Genomic DNA, 16,989 nt, shown 5'->3' with positions numbered 1-16,989 from the left:
GTCGGCGGCTTCAAAACGTGAAAACACCGCAAATACTGGATGGATATACAGTCAATTACGATAACGCCCACCCGAGACGACGCCAAAAGATTACACGCCAATGCTGCAAAAACTGCCATTCAGTACTCATGGCAACTGTGCCTGGAACTCCTTTTCGTATTGTCCGGCGAGTTGTACTTTCTGTTTTTCGTTGAGCAATTTGCCGGCCATCTGGAAGAACTTCTGCTCTTCTTCTTTCAAATGATGATGAACCTTGTCCGACAGCTTCTTCGCGGTTGCCAACCACGCCGGACTGGACATCTCGGTCTCGTCGAGTTCTTCCATCATCTCGTCCATTTCATGGTGTTCCGAGATGGCATGGCGGCTCAGATCGACACCGTCATCAAGCTCCATCAACGGAATGTAGAAGTGACGCTCTTCGGCCGTTTCGTGGGCCTGCAATTCGGCTTTCAACAACTTATAAGCCTCAACCCGCTCCGGGGTGTCACCGCTGGTCTTGATCAGGTTTTCGGCGTAAGTACGCTGGCGGTCATGGCTTTCGCGAAGGGCTTCGAAAATATTCATGGGGGATCCTCATCAACCGCGTGCTGGAATGACGCTGTAAAGGCTAGACCCCGACGTGAGAGCGGCAGTTCCACCGGGTTGAGGCAGGGCTTGGAAGACAGGCGTCGGGCAGGATAGGCTGCGGATTCAAACCACAAGGAAGTCCTGCATGAACTTGCGCATCGAGCTCTCGCAACATTCCACAGAAGAAGAACGCCAGGCCATTCTGGCGCCCCTGCATGCCTATAACGTGGCCAAGGCCGGGATCGCGGTATCAGAGCCGCTCACCCTGCTGGTGCGCGATGATCACGACAAGATTCTGGGCGGACTTTATGGCCGACTGGTCTGCCAGTGGTTGTTCATTGATTTACTGTCAGTGCCTGAAGCAGGCCGGGGCCAGGGAATTGGCTCGAAGCTGATGCACATGGCCGAAGAGCTGGCGCGGGAAAAAGGCTGCATTGGCGCATGGCTCGACACGTTCGACTTTCAGGCGCCAGAGTTCTACAAGAAGCTGGGGTATAGCCAGTTTGGGGAAATCGTCGATTATCCGCCGGGGCACAAACGGCATTTTTTCCAGAAGCGACTTTTAGGTTGAATGTACCGGCCCCTTCGCGAGCAGGCTCGCTCCCACATTTGGAATGCATTCCACTGTAGGAGTGTGCCTGCTCCGGGCGGCGTTCCGACGATGCCGACAGCCGCGTCAACACATGATCAGAGGCAGGTCGCCAACGCCGCCAACCGGCGCTTGGCGACAAAGTCATCCTTCTGCGCGTAGTAATTCAGCGTCGTGCCGGAAGCTTCAGTGATCACGTCGACAAACGACTCCGCCGAACGGGTATACACCGTCGTCCCGCCCGATTTGCGCGGTTCCAGATATGCTGCCGCATCCACGCCGAACACCGCTTCGTCCTGCCAGCCGAACTGCACACACTGGGCGACGACTTTCTCGGCTTTGTCCGAAGTCAGTACTTTATAGGGGGCTTTGGTGCGAGCATCGTCCATCACCGAACCGGCGCAACCGGCCAGCAGCATCGCTGCCAGCGCCACCATCAGAATTCGCATTGCATTCGCTCATTCAGAAAAAAGCAGACTGTATCACCGCAGCAGCAGAAATCGTTCTGCTTTACTGCATTTATAGCGCGACACGCGCAAGCCGCTGCGGCAACCTAAGGTCATCAGCCTCACAAGGAAAACCCATGGCGCCTACCGACCAGCGACATGAACATGCTCTGAAAATATTTCTCGACGCGCGTCCCGAACTGCGCGAAACCCTCGATCACCTCAACCCGTTGCTGGCTCAGGCCAAGGGTGAAACTCAAGCGCAGTATCGCGAAGAACGACTGCATGAAGCGTTTGAGGCCGAGGCAGAAAGTCTCGGGTTGTTCGCCTGGGAGTTGACCTTGCAACTGACCGCTGACTCACCTGAGGAGTATCAGGCGCAGCGCTTGGACGTACATCGTGAAGTCGCGGAGATGGCCGGAATGGATTGGCTGGAATATTGCGATCTGTATGGCATAGAACCGTAACCGCCGCGAAAGGACACCGCCACTCATGCTCCCATCCGCCTCGACTCACCGCGCCAGCCCCGGCCATCTGCACACGCAAAAGTGGCGTGGACGGGTGGGTCTGGCGCTGGTTGCCAGCCTCTCGGTACTGGCCGGGATGACCGACGCCATCGGCTTTATGGCCAGCGGCGACTTCGTCTCGTTCATGAGCGGCAATACCACCCGACTCGCCGTGGCGATCAGCGATGGCGACGTCGGGTTGACCGCACGTCTGTTGATCCTCGTCGCGACTTTTATCGTCGGTAATGCCCTGGGAGTCGTTGTCGCACGTTTCGGTGGAAGACGAGCGCTGCCGCTGCTGCTGTGTATCGCCACCCTGCTGTGCGCGGCGGCTGTCTGGCCATTCGACACACAACTGCCAGCGCTGATGGCGGCAATCATTGCGATGGGCATGCTCAACGCGGCGGTCGAAGAAGTGAATGGCTTGCCGGTCGGGCTGACTTACGTGACTGGCGCGTTGTCGCGGTTCGGCCGTGGATTGGGTCGCTGGATGCTCGGCGAGCGGCGCAGCGGCTGGCGAGTGCAACTGGTGCCCTGGAGCGGGATGTTTATCGGCGCGATTCTGGGGGCGGTGCTGGAACATCATTTGGGACTGAAGGCGATGTTTGTCAGCGGGTTTCTGGCGGCGATGATCGGGCTGCTCTCGCTGAAAATCCCGCGGCGCTGGCAACTGGGCTATATGCCGCGCTAACCGAGGACAACAAAAGTCTCTCAAGGAGCGAGCCTGCTCGCGAAGGCGCCGGCACATACTTCATCTTCACCAGCTGACAGACCGCTATCGCGAGCAGGCGAAGGCCTACAAGGTTTCGCGGCTGTCGCGATAAAGCTTTATCATGGCCGCAGTTTTGCTGATCGAGTCCGTCATGAAGTTCGCCATCGCGCTGTTTTCCGCCGCCCATGCGCCCTCCTCGCGCCGCGCCCTGCTGTTTGCGCAGGCTGCGCTGGCCGGCGGGCATGAGATTGTCCGGCTGTTTTTCTATCAGGATGGCGTTTATAACGCTTCCGATGCGGTGGTCACGCCGCAGGACGAACTCGACCTGCCCAAACAATGGCGCACCTTCATCAGCGAACAGAAGCTGGACGGTGTGGTGTGCATAGCTGCGGCCCTGCGCCGTGGTGCGCTGAATGCTGAAGAAGCCAAGCGCTATCAGCGTGACGCCGTCTCCGTCAGTGCGCCGTGGGAATTGTCCGGTCTCGGCCAGTTGCATGACGTAGTACAAGATGCCGATCGCCTGATCTGCTTCGGAGGTGCGTGAGATGGCTAAATCCCTGTTGCTCATCAGCCGCCAATCGCCATGGTCTGGCCCCGGTGCCCGCGAAGCACTGGACATTGTGCTGGCCGGCGGCGCGTTCGATCTACCGATCGGTTTGCTGTTTCTCGATGACGGCGTGCTGCAACTCAGCGCCGGGCAAAACGCCAAGGCCCTGCAGCAGAAAGACCTCAGCGCCAACCTGCAGGCGCTGCCGATGTTTGGGGTCGAAGAGCTGTTCTATTGCGCCGACAGCGCCAGCACTCGCGGACTGAACAATCTGTCGCTGGACGAAGCGCAGCCGCTCGCCGCCGAGCAAATCATCGCCCTTATCGACCGTTACGACCAGGTGATCACCCTCTGATGTCGACTTTGCATGTGTTGTCTCACTCCCCTTTTGGCGACGATCGTCTGACCAGTTGCCTGCGCCTGATCGGCAGTACTGATGCCTTGCTGCTGTCCGGCGACGCGGTCTATGCATTGCAAGCGGGCACCGCACCGTTTAGCGCTTTGCAAAGCCGCCAGATCAAATTGTTCGTTCTGGTCGAAGATGCACAGGCGCGCGCCATCGCAGTGCCGGACTGGGTCGAGGCCATTGATTATCCGGCCTTCGTCGAACTGTCGATCCACCACGACAAGGTCAACAGCTGGCTATGAACTCCATGACCGTCGGCGCCCGCGCCATCGAACTGGACAAGGACGGCTTTCTCGTCGATCTGAGTGACTGGTCGGCTGATGTCGCCAGCGCCCTCGCCGCCGCCGAAGGCATCGATTTGACGCCCGAACACTGGGAAGTCCTCGAACTGCTGCGCAGCTTCTACGCCGAATTCCAGTTGTCCCCGGCCACCCGCCCGTTGATCAAGTACACCGCGTTGAAACTCGGCCCGGACAAAGGCAACAGCCTGCACCTGAACCGACTGTTCAAAGGCACCCCTGCCAAACTCGCCGCGAAACTGGCGGGCCTGCCCAAACCGACGAATTGCTTATGACCGACTTTCCAGCGCTGACCCTCGAAACACCTGCTGAACACCCGTTCGCTCAATTCGTGCGCATTCTCGGCAAGGGCAAACGCGGCGCGCGCGACCTGACCCGCGAAGAGGCCCGCGAAGCCATGGGCCTGGTGCTCGACGACAAGGTTGAGGACACCCAGCTCGGCGCGTTCCTGATGTTGCTGCGGCACAAGGAAGAAAGTGCCGAGGAGATGGCCGGTTTCACCGAAGCGCTGCGCGAACGCTTGCAGGCACCGGCGCTGAACGTCGATCTGGACTGGCCGACCTATGCCGGCAAGAAGCGCCATCTACCGTGGTATCTGCTGGCAGCCAAATGCCTGGCGCAAAATGGCATGCGCATCTTCATGCACGGCGGCGGCGCACACACGGCCGGGCGTCTGTACAGCGAGCAATTGCTCGTCGAGTTGAACATTCCGTTGTGCCGCACCTGGCAACAGGTCGGCACGGCACTGGACAACGGCGGGCTGGCGTTCATGCCGCTGGTGGACTGGGCTCCGCAACTGCAAAAGATGATCGACCTGCGCAACACCCTCGGCCTGCGTTCGCCGATTCATTCGCTGGCACGGATTCTCAATCCATTGGGCGCGCGTTGTGGGCTGCAGAGCATTTTCCATCCTGGCTATCAGGCAGTGCATCGCGATGCCAGTGGTTTGCTTGGCGACACGGCGATTGTGGTCAAGGGCGACGGCGGCGAAATCGAGATCAACCCGGATGCCGACAGTCACCTCTACGGCACCACCGGTGGCGAGAGCTGGGACGAGGAATGGCCTCAGTTGTCGGCGCAGCGCCACGTCAAACCCGCGACCTTGAACGTTGAACATCTGAAAGCCGTGTGGCGTGGCGAGGTGGTTGACAGTTACCCGCAAATGGCCCTGATTGCGACCATGGCGCTGGCCTTGCGCGGCCTAGGTCAAAACCGTGAGCAAGCTTTCGCAACCGCCGAGCAGTACTGGGCCGCGCGGAACAAATCGATTTAACCGATCATTCACGCCCGATCTTTGCGCTTTTTGTTCGAACTCATCGGAATAGACTCGACTCCAAAGATTATTGGTTTACGGAGTCTTGATCATGGGTTTACTCGTCGATGGCCACTGGCAGGACAAGTGGTACGAAAGCAGCAAGGACGGCGCGTTCCAGCGTGAACAGGCAAAACGCCGCAACTGGGTCACCGCTGATGGCCAGCCTGGCCCGAGCGGTGAAGGCGGTTATGCCGCGGAAGCCGGACGCTATCACCTCTACGTTTCTCTCGCCTGTCCATGGGCGCATCGCACGCTGATCCTGCGCAAGCTCAAAGGTCTGGAAAATCTGATCGACGTTTCGGTGGTCAGTTGGTTGATGCTGGAGAACGGCTGGACCTTCGACAGAGCACTTGGCTCGACGGGCGACAAGCTTGATGGCTTTGAATTCATGCATCAGCGCTACACCGCCGACACTGCCGATTACACCGGGCGCGTCACCGTACCGGTGCTGTGGGACATAAAGCTCAAGCGCATCGTCAGCAATGAATCGGCGGAAATCATCCGCATGTTCAACAGTGCGTTCGATGAGTTGACCGGCAATGATCTGGATTTCTACCCGGCACCATTACGCAGTGAAATCGACGTGTTGAACGAGCGAATCTACCCGGCCGTGAACAACGGCGTGTACCGCGCCGGCTTTGCGACGTCGCAACAGGCTTATGAAGAAGCGTTCGATGAGGTGTTTGCCGAGCTAGATTATCTGGAGCGTCTTCTGGGTGCCAATCGCTGCTTGTCGGGGGAATACCTGACCGAAGCGGACATCCGCCTGTTCACCACGATGATTCGTTTCGACGCGGTGTATCACGGGCACTTCAAGTGCAACCTGCGGCGGATTGCCGATTACCCGAATCTGTCGAACTGGCTGCGTGAGGTGTATCAGTTCCCGGGAATTGCCGAGACGGTGGATTTCCAGCACATCAAGAACCACTACTACGGCAGTCACAAGACGATCAACCCGACGGGTGTTGTGCCGAAGGGGCCGGCGCAGGATTTCACTGTGGCCCATGATCGAGCGCGGTTGAGCGGCAAAGGGGTTTGGCGAAAAGGTTGAGAGTTATAGGGTTTTGGAAGGCCTCTTCGCGAGCAAGCTCGCTCCCACACTGGATATGTGTCGTTCACAAATCCCCTGTGGGAGCGAGCTTGCTCGCGAATGGGGCGACTCGGTTTTTCAGACCTGCGCCTGAGCCCCTTCGAACCACGCCAGTTTCTCGCGCAGTTGCACCACTTCTCCCACGATCACCAGTGTCGGCGCATGCACTTCGTGCTCCGCCACCAGTCGTGGCAGATCGGCCAGCGTGCCGGTAAAGACGCGCTGATTGACCGTGGTGCCCTGCTGAATCAACGCCGCCGGAGTATCCGCTGAACGACCGTGCTTGATCAGTTGCTCGCAAATGACCGGCAAGCCGACCAGGCCCATGTAGAACACCAGCGTCTGCGCCGGCGCGACAAGGTCGGCCCATGGCAGATCGGTGGAACCGTCCTTCAAATGCCCGGTGACAAACCGCACCGACTGCGCATGATCGCGATGGGTCAGCGGAATCCCGGCATACGCCGCGCAACCGCTGGCCGCCGTAATTCCCGGGACCACCTGAAACGGAATGCCGTGAGCGGCCAGTTCTTCGATCTCTTCGCCACCACGGCCGAAGATGAACGGATCACCGCCCTTCAACCGCACCACGCGCTTGCCGGCCTTGGCCAGATTAACCAGTTGCTGGTTGATCTGATCCTGCGGCACGGCGTGATCAGCACGACGTTTGCCGACGTAGACCCGCTCGGCATCACGACGGCACAGTTCAAGAATCGCTGGCGCGACCAAGCGGTCGTACAACACCACGTCGGCTTGCTGCATCAGACGCAACGCCTTGAAGGTCAGCAGATCCGGATCGCCCGGCCCTGCCCCGACCAGATAAACCTCACCAGTCGTGACCATGGCTTCGCCATCAATCTTGGCTTGCAGCAAACGCTCGGCCTCGGCGCCCTGCCCGGCCAGTTGCCGATCGGCGATCGGCCCCTGAAATACGTCTTCCCAGAAACCGCGACGCTGCTGCACATCCGGAAACAGGCTTTTCACCTGATTGCGGAAACGCGCGGCGAGTCCGGCCAACTGACCGTAAGTCGAGGGAATCCATGTTTCGATCTTGGCGCGGATCAAACGCGCCAGCACCGGCGCATCGCCGCCGCTGGACACCGCAATGATCAGCGGCGAGCGATCGACGATCGCCGGGAAGATCACGCTGCACAAGGCCGGCGCGTCGACCACGTTGACCGGCACGCAACGCTTGTGAGCATCGGTGGAGACTTGTGCGTTCAGCATCTCATCGTCGGTAGCGGCAATAATCAGCCCGCAACCGTCGAGATCCGCTTCAACGTAACCGCGTAACAGGCATTCGCCGCCAGAGGCGACGACCAGTTCACGCAGTTGCGATTCGATTTCAGGTGCGACCACCCGCAGCAGCGCACCGGCATCGGCCAGCAGGCGGGATTTGCGCAAGGCAATTTCCCCCCCACCGACGACCAACACACGACTGCCGCGCAGGTTGTGAAACAGCGGCAGATATTTCATTTAGCCGATGACCTCAAGGCCACCCATGTACGGTTTGAGCACGTCCGGCACCCGGATCGAGCCGTCAGCCTGCTGGTAGTTTTCCAGCACAGCAACCAGCGTACGGCCGACGGCCAGACCGGAACCGTTCAGGGTGTGCACCAGCTCAGGTTTACCGGTTTCCGGGTTACGGAAACGCGCTTGCATACGACGGGCCTGGAAGTCGCCACAGTTCGAGCACGACGAGATCTCGCGGTACTTGTCCTGGCTCGGGATCCACACTTCCAGATCGTAGGTCTTGACCGCGCTGAAGCCCATGTCGCCGGTGCACAGCGCCAGGGTGCGATAAGGCAGACCGAGCAGTTGCAGAACCTTTTCGGCGTTGGCGGTCAGACCTTCCAGCGCTTCCATCGAGGTCGACGGCTCGACGATCTGCACCATTTCAACTTTGTCGAACTGGTGCTGACGGATCATGCCGCGCGTGTCGCGACCCGACGCACCGGCTTCGCTGCGGAAGCACGGCGTGTGGGCGACGAACTTGATCGGCAGCAGTTTCGAATCGACGATTTCGCCAGCAACGATGTTGGTCAGCGACACTTCAGCGGTCGGGATCAGGTACAGATCGGCTTCGCCTTCGCGGGCGATCTTGAACAGGTCTTCTTCGAACTTCGGTAGTTGACCGGTGCCTTGCAGCGCCGGGGCCTGAACCAGATAAGGCGTGTACGCCTCTTCGTAGCCGTGCTCGTTGACGTGCAGATTGATCATGAACTGCGCCAGTGCGCGATGCAGACGCGCGATCGGGCCACGCAACAGGGCGAAACGCGCGCCGGAAAGTTTGGCGGCGGTTTCAAAGTCCAGCCAGCCGAACTTCTCGCCCAGCGCCACGTGGTCTTTCACTTCGAAGTCGAAAGCGGTCGGCGTGCCCCAGCGGCGCACTTCGACGTTGTCGTCTTCGTCTTTGCCGACCGGCACGGATTCGTGTGGCAGGTTCGGGATGCCGAGCAGGATCGAATCCAGTTCGGTCTGGATCGCATCCAGCTCGACTTTACCGGCACTCAGTTCGCCCGCCATGCGCTCGACGTCCGCCATCAACGGCGCGATGTCTTCGCCGCGCTGCTTGGCCTGACCGATGGATTTGGAACGCGCGTTACGCTCAGCCTGCAGTGCTTCGGTGCGGGTCTGGACGGTCTTGCGCTGTTCTTCCAGCGCTTCGATGCGCGCGGTATCCAGGGCAAAGCCACGGGAAGCCAGGCGGTCCGCTACGTCCTGAAGGTTGCTACGTAACAGTTTGGAATCGAGCATGTCGGTTTCTCGTTATCAAAGTTTGGTCAAAGACAGGCCAGCCCACGTCGCGAGCAGCCCGCCGAATACGCTGAGCGCCGCGTAGCCCAGGGCCAGCGGAACTTGCCCGCTTTCCAGCAGGCGCACCGTATCCAGTGAAAAGGATGAAAAAGTCGTCAGCCCCCCGAGGAAGCCAACCATCAACCCGGCACGTACCTCGATCGGCACCTCCGGGCGTATCAAAAACAGGCCGTACAACACGCCAATCAACAGACAGCCCACGATATTAACGGCCAGCGTCGCGGTATAGAAGTGCCGCGGCCAATTGGCGTTGATCCAATTGCCGGTGGCGAAGCGCAACAAGGTGCCGGCCATGCCGCCGACGGAGACCGCAATGATCAGTGGAACCATTATTTTCTCCGCTGCCGAGGGCTTAAACGGTCGAGTTGGGCGAGATGGTTGAGCTTCTCGCCGATCTTCAACTCCAGGCCGCGCGGCACCGGTTGGTAGAACGGGATTGGGTCGAGCTCTTCCGGGAAATAGTCTTCGCCGGCGGCGTAAGCGTCCGGCTCATCATGGGCGTAGCGGTACTCGTCGCCGTAGCCCAATTGTTTCATCAGTTTGGTCGGTGCGTTGCGCAAGTGCAGCGGTACTTCCAGCGAGCCGTTTTCTGCAGCGGCGCGCAAGGCGGTTTTGAAACCCATGTACACGGCGTTACTTTTCGGCGCGCAGGCCAGATAGGTGATGGCCTGCGCCACCGCCAGCTCGCCTTCCGGGCTGCCGAGACGTTCCTGCACTTCCCACGCCGCGAGGCACAGACTGAGGGCGCGCGGGTCGGCGTTGCCGATGTCTTCGCTGGCCATGCGTACCACGCGTCGGGCCAGGTACAGCGGATCGCAACCACCGTCGATCATCCGCGCAAACCAGTACAGCGCGCCGTCAGGGTTGGAGCCACGCACCGATTTGTGCAGTGCAGATATCTGGTCGTAAAACGCTTCGCCACCCTTGTCGAAACGTCGACGGGTATCGCCGAGCAGACTTTGCAGCAACTCGGTGCCGATTTCGCTGTTGTCTTCAGCCAGATCCGAGGCGTTTTCCAGCAGATTGAGCAGACGCCGGCCATCGCCATCGGCGGCGGACAGCAACATCTGGAAGCCTTCGTCGTTCAGCGTCAGGTTGCGCTTGCCCAAACCACGTTCTTCGGTGAGCGCACGGTGCACCAGCTTACGCAGCGCCGCTTCATCGAGGCTTTTCAGCACGTAGACGCGGGCACGCGACAACAAGGCGTTGTTGAGTTCGAACGAAGGGTTTTCGGTGGTGGCGCCGATGAAGATCAGCGTGCCGTCTTCAACGTACGGCAGAAACGCATCCTGCTGAGACTTATTGAAACGATGCACTTCATCGACGAACAGAATCGTGCGCTTGCCGTACTGGCCGGCCTGCTGCTTGGCGATTTCAACGGCCTGACGGATTTCCTTGACCCCGGCGAGCACCGCCGAGACCGTTTCGAAATGCGCATCGGAGACTTCCGCGAGTAACCGCGCGAGGGTGGTTTTACCCACGCCCGGCGGACCCCAGAAGATCATCGAATGCAGGGCACCCTGCTCCAGCGCCTCACGCAGAGGCTTGCCGCGAGCGAGCACGTGCTCCTGACCGACGTACTCATCCAGATTGGTCGCCCGCAAACGCGCGGCCAGTGGCTGGGCAATCGGTGCACTGCGAAACAGATCCATCACTACCTATGAAACCTCACTGGGGACAACAATCCCTGTGGGAGCGAGCCTGCTCGCGAATGCAATGGTCCATTCAACATTAATGGTGACTGATTCACCGCATTCGCGAGCAGGCTCGCTCCCACAGGTTATTGCGTTTATTCCTGGATCACGTCGGCACCCTTGGGGATGTCGAACTTGAACTTGGACGGCGATACCGGCTCGTTGGCCTTGACCCCGGTAAACAGGATGTTGGTGCGCTGGCCGACGCTGTCGATCAGTTGCATATCGTTAAGCAGACCGTTGCGGAACGACAGACGCAGGCTGTCGAACAAGGTGTCCTTGGTTTTCGGCTTGAGGGTGAAGTCGATCACACCGCCCGCCTCTTTCGCGCTGATGGCGAAGCTCTGGCTGATCTTCGATACATCACCGGACAGCAGCAGCGCCGGGGTCTGGGTCAGACGCTCGTCGAGTTTCTTGATCGTGGCCTGTTCCAGATCCGGGTCCCACAGGGTGACTTTCTTGCCATCGGAAACCATGGTCTGCTCGGCTGGCGCATTGGTGTGCCAGTAGAACAGGCCCGGACGCTGCAGGGTCATGTCGCCGGTGGTTTCCTGCAACTGTGTGCCGCCGCCGTCGAGGGTCAGCTGCGAGAAGTTCGCGCTCAGGGTCTTGGATGTTTCCAGCAATTGGGTCAGACGCGCCACGTCCTTGTCATCGGCGTGGGCCGTGAGAGTGGTCAGCGCCAGTACTGGCAGCAGCATGCGGATAAGACGCATGGGAGTCCTCTTGAATACTCGTTGGGAGAGCGGCGGCACATCATTGTCCCGCCTCTTGCGTTTGCAATCAGTCGCGTACCGGGCCCGGGGCCAGGACTTCACGGGAACCGTTGGTGTTCATCGAGGTGACGACCCCGGCCATTTCCATGGCTTCGATCATCCGTGCGGCGCGGTTGTAGCCGATTTTCAGCTTGCGCTGTACCGCAGAAATCGAGGCACGACGGCTTTCGAGTACGAACTGTACCGCTTCGTCATACAGCGCGTCGGCTTCCGGATCATCGCCGTCGCCGCCACCGCTGCTACCTTCAAAACCGCTGCCGGCTTCTTCGACACCGTTGAGGATGTCATCGTTGTATTCCGGAGCGCCGCGCAGTTTCCACGCTTCGACCACACGGTGTACTTCATCGTCGGATACGAACGCACCGTGAACCCGGATCGGCAGGCTGGTGCCCGGCGGCATGTAGAGCATGTCACCGTGGCCGAGCAGTTGTTCAGCGCCGCCCTGGTCGATGATGGTTCGCGAGTCGATCTTGCTCGACACCTGGAACGCCATACGCGTCGGGATGTTGGCCTTGATCAGACCGGTGATCACGTCCACCGACGGCCGCTGGGTCGCAAGGATCAAGTGAATACCCGCCGCACGCGCCTTCTGCGCAATACGGGCGATCAGCTCTTCAACTTTCTTGCCGACGATCATCATCATGTCGGCGAATTCGTCGACCACCACGACGATGGTCGGCAGCTTCTGCAGCAGCGGCGCTTCATCGTGAATGCTTTCGCGCTTGTACAGCGGATCGCTCAACGGCTCGCCGGCGTCCTGCGCCTCCTTGACCTTGGCGTTGAAGCCAGACAGGTTGCGCACGCCCATTTTCGCCATCAGCTTGTAGCGGCGCTCCATCTCGGCGACGCTCCAGCGCAGGGCGTTGGCGGCGTCCTTCATGTCGGTCACGACCGGGCACAGCAGGTGCGGAATGCCTTCGTAAATCGACAGTTCCAGCATCTTCGGGTCGATCATGATCAGCTTGGCGTCTTCCGGGCCGGACTTGAACAGGATCGACAGGATCATCGCGTTCACACCCACCGACTTACCGGAACCGGTCGTACCGGCCACCAGCAGGTGCGGCATCTTCGCCAGGTCAGTAATCACTGGCTTACCGCCGATGTCGTGACCGAGTGCCAGGGTGACCGGCGATTTGAAGTTGTCGTACTCGGGCGTCGACAGCACTTCGGAGAAGCGCACGATCTGCCGGTCTTCGTTGGGAATCTCTATACCGACGGTGGTCTTGCCCGGAATCACTTCTACCACCCGCACACTGGTCACGGCCAGCGAACGCGCGAGGTCTTTCGCCAGGTTGGCGATGCGGCTGACTTTGACGCCGGCGGCAGGCTGAATTTCGTAACGGGTAATCACCGGACCCGGGTGAATCGAATCCACCGTGACTTCGACGCCGAACTCCTTGAGCTTGATCTCCAGCAAATGGCCGACCGCCGCCAGGGATTCCGGTGAGTAATTGAGTTGTTTCTTTTCCGCAGGATCAAGAATCGAGATCGGCGGCAAGGTGCCTTCCACGGCGCTGTCGACGAACAACGGCACCTGCTTCTCTTTCTGCACGCGTTTGCTTGGCTCAGGCGCTTTGGCCGGTGCAGGAGCGATGACTGGCGGAACCTGTTTCTCGCGATCGGACATGTGCTTGCTCAGGGCTTGCTCACGTTCGATCAGGCGTTCTTTGACTTTGGCTTGCTCACGTTTGTCGGTGACCGTCGGCGCGACCACGTCATGCACGCGATCGTCGACTTCACGCAGTTGCGCAACCAGTTGCTTGCGCTCGGTACGCGCCGCCCACCAGCGATTGAGCGCGCCCTGGAACAGCTCGAACAGGTCGAGGGTGATCTTGCCGGTAATGTCCATCACCTTGAACCACGACAGGTCGGTGAACACCGTCAGGCCAAACAGGAACAGCGCGATGAACAAAAGCGTGCTGCCCTGAATGTTCAGCGCGTTCTTCGCCAGATTGCCGAGGCTCTCGCCCAGTGCACCACCGGCACCCGCCGGCAGACCCGAAGCCGCGTGAAAGTGCAGATGCGCCAGCGCAGCGCCGGACAGCACCAGAAACACCAGACCGATCAGGCGCCAGGAAAACAGCCAGCCGCTCCACTGCCACGGCTCATGACGCTGACGGAAGATCTGGTAGGCCTTGACCGCCAGCAACAACGGGAAGATGTAGGCGAAGTAACCCAGCACCATGAACAGGATGTCGGCGCTGTAGGAGCCCGCCGGGCCGCCGAAATTCTGTACGTCGTCGATCTTGCTGTTGTGGCTCCAGCCCGGATCGTCCTTGCCGTAGGTCAGCAAAGCCATCATCAGGAACAGGCACAAGGCGCCGATGGCGATCAGTGCACCTTCCTTGAGCCGGTAGTGCAATTGTTGACGCCAGAGCGGAACGACTGTTTTTGGTGCTTCGGTGGATTTCTTCAAAACGCTTCTTTTCCTGCGCCCGAGGCGCGTCCATCTATTGAATGACGATAAAAAACTGCCCAATCCAGGCAGGTAAAAAAGTGAACGAGCGCAACTGAGACTACTTTTAACACTGCGTCGCGCTTTTTATAAACACAGCGCACCGCGAATATTCTGTAACAGCCCGGCATTGTACGGGTTTGTGCGTCTGATGCCATGCTTCAAACCCGAAGACTGAGCATAGTCAAGCACACAGAACCCGCGACTCAATTTGAGCATGCATTACCTTTTGTGACAAAGGCTTATGAGGTGTATTTGATGAACGTAGCGAAGCATTCACGCCTGATCATCCTCGGCTCCGGTCCGGCCGGCTACAGTGCTGCCGTGTATGCCGCCCGCGCCAACCTCAAACCCGTGGTCATTACCGGCCTGCAGGCAGGTGGCCAGCTCACCACTACCGTTGAAGTCGACAACTGGCCCGGCGACGTCGAAGGCCTCACTGGCCCGGTGTTGATGGAGCGCATGCAGAAGCACGCCGAACGCTTTGCTACAGAGATCGTTTACGACCACATCCACACCGCCAAGTTGCAGCAGCGCCCGTTCGAGCTTGTCGGCGACAGCGGCACTTACACCTGCGATGCGCTGATCATTGCCACCGGCGCCTCGGCGCAATACCTGGGGCTGCCCTCGGAAGAAGCCTTCGCTGGGAAAGGTGTTTCCGCCTGCGCGACCTGTGACGGCTTTTTCTATCGCAATCAGGTGGTGGCGGTAGTCGGCGGCGGCAATACGGCGGTTGAGGAAGCTCTGTACCTGTCGAACATCGCCAAGGAGGTGCACCTGATCCACCGCCGCGACAAGCTGCGCTCGGAGAAAATCCTTCAGGACAAACTGTTCGAGAAAGCCGCCAACGGCAACGTGCGCCTGCACTGGAATCAGAATCTCGACGAAGTACTCGGCGATACCAGCGGCGTCACCGGTGCGCGACTGCGCGACAGCCACACCGGCGAAACCGCTGAACTGGCGCTGGCCGGCGTATTCATTGCCATTGGTCACAAGCCCAACACTGATCTGTTTCAAGGACAGTTGCCAATGCGCGATGGGTACTTGCTGGTCAAGGGTGGCAGCGACGGTGACGCTACGTCCACCGAGATTCCCGGGGTGTTCGCCGCCGGCGACGTGGCCGACCACGTTTACCGCCAGGCGGTGACGTCAGCAGGTGCCGGCTGCATGGCCGCGCTCGATGCCGAGAAGTATCTGGACGACATTCCTGTCATTTAACGGCACACTTTATCGCGGGCTAAAAAGCCCGCACCGCCCTCCCCTTCTGCAAGCCTGGATGCCATGCTGACTTGGTTACAACGTAATTCCCTGACTTTTCCGCCGCTGGAAAAGGCCATGCGCGACCCTAACGGATTACTCGCCGCCGGTGGCGACCTGTCGGCTGATCGTTTGATCCAGGCTTACCGCCATGGCTGCTTTCCGTGGTTTTCCGAGGGCCAACCGATTCTCTGGTGGTCTCCGGATCCGCGCACTGTGTTGTTTCCCGACGAACTGCATGTCTCGCGCAGCCTCGGCAAATTGCTGCGCCAGGAACGCTATCAAGTGACCTTCGATCAGGACTTCGACGCCGTGATCCGCGCCTGCGCCGCGCCCAGGGATTACGCCGACGGCACCTGGATCACCGAAGCCATGCAGGACGCCTACATTGAACTGCATCGTCGCGGCTTCGCCCATTCCGTGGAAGTCTGGGATCAGGGCGAACTGGTCGGCGGCCTGTACGGCCTGGCGATGGGCCAACTGTTTTTCGGCGAATCGATGTTCAGCCGCGCCGACAACGCCTCCAAATTCGGCTTTGCCACCCTGGTGCGCCATCTGCAAGACTCGGGATTCGTGCTGATCGATTGCCAGATGCCGACCGATCATCTGCACAGCCTCGGCGCGCGGGCGATTCCTCGTCAGCAATTCGCCGACTATCTGGCAAATCACCTGGATCAACCCAATCGTGCCACTTGGGTTTGCTGAGCGACTTTTGCGCGCGTGGCTTACACTTAATTCACCAGCTTATCCCGAGGGTTGATCATGACCGAGTTGGCGCGCTTGAAGTTCTATGCCACTCAGCCTCACTCTTGCAGTTATCTGCCCGAGGAGCAGGCCACGACCCTGTTTCTCGATCCGAGTCAGCCCATGGATGTGCATGTCTACGCAGACCTGTCGGAAATGGGCTTTCGCCGCAGTGGCGATCATCTGTATCGCCCGCATTGCCAGAACTGCAATGCGTGCGTGCCTGCGCGCATTCCGGTGGCGCAGTTCACACCTAATCGCCAGCAGAAGCGGATTTTCAAGCGCAACGCGGATTTGCAGGTGCGCCCGGCCAAACCGCAGTTCAGCGAAGAATATTTCGATCTGTACCAGCGCTACATCGAACAACGCCACGCTGACGGCGATATGTACCCGCCGAGTCGTGATCAATTCTCGACTTTTCTGGTACGCGATCTGCCCTTCTCGCGTTTTTACGAGTTCCGACTCGACGGACGGTTGCTCGCCGTGGCGGTGACCGATTTGCTGCCGAACGGTTTGTCGGCGGTTTACACCTTTTACGAACCCGACGAAGAGCGCCGCAGTCTTGGCCGATTTGCCATCCTCTGGCAAATCGCCGAGGCACAGCGTCTCGGGCTTGAGGCGGTGTACCTTGGTTATTGGATCAAGAACTGCAAAAAGATGAACTACAAGACGCAATATCGGCCCATCGAATTGCTGATTAATCAGCGCTGGGTCATCCTCAACTAAACCCAAGCCGTAAACCCCTTGGCGTAAACCCCATTTTTCGGGCACA

At 59.5% G+C, this 16,989-nt stretch carries 20 protein-coding genes; 12 read left to right on the top strand and 8 right to left on the bottom strand.

Annotated elements, in window-relative coordinates:
• Positions 1-126: 126 nt before the first annotated feature.
• The gene (locus ACOYXE_RS04500) at positions 127-564 is read right to left on the bottom strand and encodes a hemerythrin domain-containing protein (RefSeq protein ID WP_160058602.1); all 438 of its coding nucleotides are present in this window, start codon (positions 562-564) and stop codon (positions 127-129) included.
• A gap of 148 nt (positions 565-712) precedes the next feature.
• Between ACOYXE_RS04500 and ACOYXE_RS04495 the strand changes: the two genes are divergently transcribed.
• A complete protein-coding gene (locus tag ACOYXE_RS04495; protein WP_160058603.1) occupies positions 713-1,138 on the top strand; it encodes a GNAT family N-acetyltransferase in 426 nt (141 codons plus the stop codon).
• A gap of 116 nt (positions 1,139-1,254) precedes the next feature.
• On the opposite strand, the gene ACOYXE_RS04490 is transcribed toward ACOYXE_RS04495, so the two are convergent.
• The gene (locus ACOYXE_RS04490) at positions 1,255-1,605 is read right to left on the bottom strand and encodes a hypothetical protein (RefSeq protein ID WP_160058604.1); all 351 of its coding nucleotides are present in this window, start codon (positions 1,603-1,605) and stop codon (positions 1,255-1,257) included.
• Between the two features lie 134 nt (positions 1,606-1,739).
• On the opposite strand from ACOYXE_RS04490, the gene ACOYXE_RS04485 reads away from it, so the two are divergent.
• The 8 genes from ACOYXE_RS04485 to ACOYXE_RS04450 all read left to right on the top strand — a co-directional run bounded on the left by ACOYXE_RS04485 (position 1,740) and on the right by ACOYXE_RS04450 (position 6,438).
• Entirely contained in the window at positions 1,740-2,069 is a 330-nt protein-coding gene (locus ACOYXE_RS04485) for a DUF6388 family protein (RefSeq protein ID WP_460927906.1), read from the top strand.
• Positions 2,070-2,094: 25 nt separating this feature from the next.
• Positions 2,095-2,799, top strand: a complete 705-nt coding sequence (locus ACOYXE_RS04480) for a YoaK family protein (RefSeq protein WP_160058606.1) — start codon at positions 2,095-2,097, stop codon at positions 2,797-2,799.
• Between the two features lie 172 nt (positions 2,800-2,971).
• Positions 2,972-3,364: a sulfurtransferase complex subunit TusD gene (gene tusD, locus ACOYXE_RS04475; protein ID WP_460927904.1), complete on the top strand. Its 393-nt coding sequence runs from the start codon at positions 2,972-2,974 to the stop codon at positions 3,362-3,364.
• Position 3,365: 1 nt separating this feature from the next.
• Positions 3,366-3,722, top strand: a complete 357-nt coding sequence (tusC, locus tag ACOYXE_RS04470; RefSeq protein ID WP_160058608.1) for a sulfurtransferase complex subunit TusC — start codon at positions 3,366-3,368, stop codon at positions 3,720-3,722.
• Positions 3,722-4,015: a sulfurtransferase complex subunit TusB gene (gene tusB, locus ACOYXE_RS04465; RefSeq protein WP_160058609.1), complete on the top strand. Its 294-nt coding sequence runs from the start codon at positions 3,722-3,724 to the stop codon at positions 4,013-4,015. Before tusC ends, tusB begins: the two co-directional genes overlap by 1 nt.
• A complete protein-coding gene (locus tag ACOYXE_RS04460; RefSeq protein ID WP_160058610.1) occupies positions 4,012-4,347 on the top strand; it encodes a TusE/DsrC/DsvC family sulfur relay protein in 336 nt (111 codons plus the stop codon). Before tusB ends, ACOYXE_RS04460 begins: the two co-directional genes overlap by 4 nt.
• Positions 4,344-5,345: a glycosyl transferase family protein gene (locus ACOYXE_RS04455; RefSeq protein WP_460927901.1), complete on the top strand. Its 1,002-nt coding sequence runs from the start codon at positions 4,344-4,346 to the stop codon at positions 5,343-5,345. The genes ACOYXE_RS04460 and ACOYXE_RS04455 overlap by 4 nt, the downstream gene beginning before the upstream one ends.
• Before the next feature lie 91 nt (positions 5,346-5,436).
• Positions 5,437-6,438 (top strand): glutathione S-transferase family protein, encoded by a 1,002-nt coding sequence (locus ACOYXE_RS04450; protein ID WP_460927899.1) that lies wholly within the window; start codon positions 5,437-5,439, stop codon positions 6,436-6,438.
• Positions 6,439-6,555: 117 nt separating this feature from the next.
• Here the strand turns inward: ACOYXE_RS04450 and cysG are convergent, their stop codons facing one another.
• From cysG to ACOYXE_RS04420, 6 genes are all read right to left on the bottom strand, one after another.
• Positions 6,556-7,950 (bottom strand): siroheme synthase CysG, encoded by a 1,395-nt coding sequence (cysG, locus tag ACOYXE_RS04445; RefSeq protein WP_160058613.1) that lies wholly within the window; start codon positions 7,948-7,950, stop codon positions 6,556-6,558.
• A complete protein-coding gene (serS, locus tag ACOYXE_RS04440; protein WP_007908080.1) occupies positions 7,951-9,231 on the bottom strand; it encodes a serine--tRNA ligase in 1,281 nt (426 codons plus the stop codon). It lies immediately after the preceding gene.
• Between the two features lie 15 nt (positions 9,232-9,246).
• The gene (gene crcB / locus ACOYXE_RS04435; RefSeq protein ID WP_160058614.1) at positions 9,247-9,621 is read right to left on the bottom strand and encodes a fluoride efflux transporter CrcB; all 375 of its coding nucleotides are present in this window, start codon (positions 9,619-9,621) and stop codon (positions 9,247-9,249) included.
• Entirely contained in the window at positions 9,621-10,943 is a 1,323-nt protein-coding gene (locus tag ACOYXE_RS04430; protein WP_034155144.1) for a replication-associated recombination protein A, read from the bottom strand. Before ACOYXE_RS04430 ends, crcB begins: the two co-directional genes overlap by 1 nt.
• Positions 10,944-11,080: 137 nt before the next feature.
• Positions 11,081-11,701 (bottom strand): outer membrane lipoprotein chaperone LolA, encoded by a 621-nt coding sequence (gene lolA, locus ACOYXE_RS04425; RefSeq protein ID WP_405123331.1) that lies wholly within the window; start codon positions 11,699-11,701, stop codon positions 11,081-11,083.
• Positions 11,702-11,768: 67 nt separating this feature from the next.
• Positions 11,769-14,177 carry a DNA translocase FtsK gene (locus ACOYXE_RS04420; RefSeq protein WP_123594191.1) on the bottom strand — a complete coding sequence of 803 codons (2,409 nt, stop codon included), beginning with the start codon at positions 14,175-14,177 and terminating at the stop codon, positions 11,769-11,771.
• Positions 14,178-14,474: 297 nt separating this feature from the next.
• Between ACOYXE_RS04420 and trxB the strand changes: the two genes are divergently transcribed.
• The 3 genes from trxB (at position 14,475) to ACOYXE_RS04405 (ending at position 16,943) form a co-directional block, all read left to right on the top strand.
• A complete protein-coding gene (gene trxB / locus ACOYXE_RS04415; RefSeq protein WP_460927895.1) occupies positions 14,475-15,434 on the top strand; it encodes a thioredoxin-disulfide reductase in 960 nt (319 codons plus the stop codon).
• 63 nt (positions 15,435-15,497) lie between these two features.
• On the top strand, positions 15,498-16,178 hold the full coding sequence (aat, locus tag ACOYXE_RS04410; protein ID WP_160058617.1) for a leucyl/phenylalanyl-tRNA--protein transferase: 681 nt from the start codon (positions 15,498-15,500) through the stop codon (positions 16,176-16,178).
• A 57-nt stretch (positions 16,179-16,235) separates the two neighbouring features.
• Positions 16,236-16,943, top strand: a complete 708-nt coding sequence (locus ACOYXE_RS04405; protein ID WP_016987044.1) for an arginyltransferase — start codon at positions 16,236-16,238, stop codon at positions 16,941-16,943.
• The last annotated feature ends 46 nt before the right edge of the window (positions 16,944-16,989 follow it).

The sequence above is a fragment of the Pseudomonas sp. MC6 genome, assembly GCF_054790575.1.
Note: the sequence above shows the minus strand (reverse complement) of the source record. Positions and strands in the feature narration are given on the sequence as shown.

Bases quoted from the DNA above. Each gene is read 5' to 3' on its own strand.
- ACOYXE_RS04495 (WP_160058603.1), top strand. From the start codon at position 713: ATGAACTTGCGCATCGAGCTCTCGCAACATTCCACAGAAGAAGAACGC.
- tusB (WP_160058609.1), top strand. From the start codon at position 3,722: ATGTCGACTTTGCATGTGTTGTCTCACTCCCCTTTTGGCGACGATCGT.
- tusC (WP_160058608.1), top strand. From the start codon at position 3,366: ATGGCTAAATCCCTGTTGCTCATCAGCCGCCAATCGCCATGGTCTGGC.
- ACOYXE_RS04405 (WP_016987044.1), top strand. From the start codon at position 16,236: ATGACCGAGTTGGCGCGCTTGAAGTTCTATGCCACTCAGCCTCACTCT.
- ACOYXE_RS04450 (WP_460927899.1), top strand. From the start codon at position 5,437: ATGGGTTTACTCGTCGATGGCCACTGGCAGGACAAGTGGTACGAAAGC.
- tusD (WP_460927904.1), top strand. From the start codon at position 2,972: ATGAAGTTCGCCATCGCGCTGTTTTCCGCCGCCCATGCGCCCTCCTCG.
- ACOYXE_RS04500 (WP_160058602.1), bottom strand. From the start codon at position 564: ATGAATATTTTCGAAGCCCTTCGCGAAAGCCATGACCGCCAGCGTACT.
- serS (WP_007908080.1), bottom strand. From the start codon at position 9,231: ATGCTCGATTCCAAACTGTTACGTAGCAACCTTCAGGACGTAGCGGAC.
- ACOYXE_RS04485 (WP_460927906.1), top strand. From the start codon at position 1,740: ATGGCGCCTACCGACCAGCGACATGAACATGCTCTGAAAATATTTCTC.
- lolA (WP_405123331.1), bottom strand. From the start codon at position 11,701: ATGCGTCTTATCCGCATGCTGCTGCCAGTACTGGCGCTGACCACTCTC.
- ACOYXE_RS04480 (WP_160058606.1), top strand. From the start codon at position 2,095: ATGCTCCCATCCGCCTCGACTCACCGCGCCAGCCCCGGCCATCTGCAC.
- crcB (WP_160058614.1), bottom strand. From the start codon at position 9,621: ATGGTTCCACTGATCATTGCGGTCTCCGTCGGCGGCATGGCCGGCACC.
- aat (WP_160058617.1), top strand. From the start codon at position 15,498: ATGCTGACTTGGTTACAACGTAATTCCCTGACTTTTCCGCCGCTGGAA.
- cysG (WP_160058613.1), bottom strand. From the start codon at position 7,950: ATGAAATATCTGCCGCTGTTTCACAACCTGCGCGGCAGTCGTGTGTTG.
- trxB (WP_460927895.1), top strand. From the start codon at position 14,475: ATGAACGTAGCGAAGCATTCACGCCTGATCATCCTCGGCTCCGGTCCG.
- ACOYXE_RS04455 (WP_460927901.1), top strand. From the start codon at position 4,344: ATGACCGACTTTCCAGCGCTGACCCTCGAAACACCTGCTGAACACCCG.
- ACOYXE_RS04490 (WP_160058604.1), bottom strand. From the start codon at position 1,605: ATGCGAATTCTGATGGTGGCGCTGGCAGCGATGCTGCTGGCCGGTTGC.
- ACOYXE_RS04430 (WP_034155144.1), bottom strand. From the start codon at position 10,943: ATGGATCTGTTTCGCAGTGCACCGATTGCCCAGCCACTGGCCGCGCGT.
- ACOYXE_RS04460 (WP_160058610.1), top strand. From the start codon at position 4,012: ATGAACTCCATGACCGTCGGCGCCCGCGCCATCGAACTGGACAAGGAC.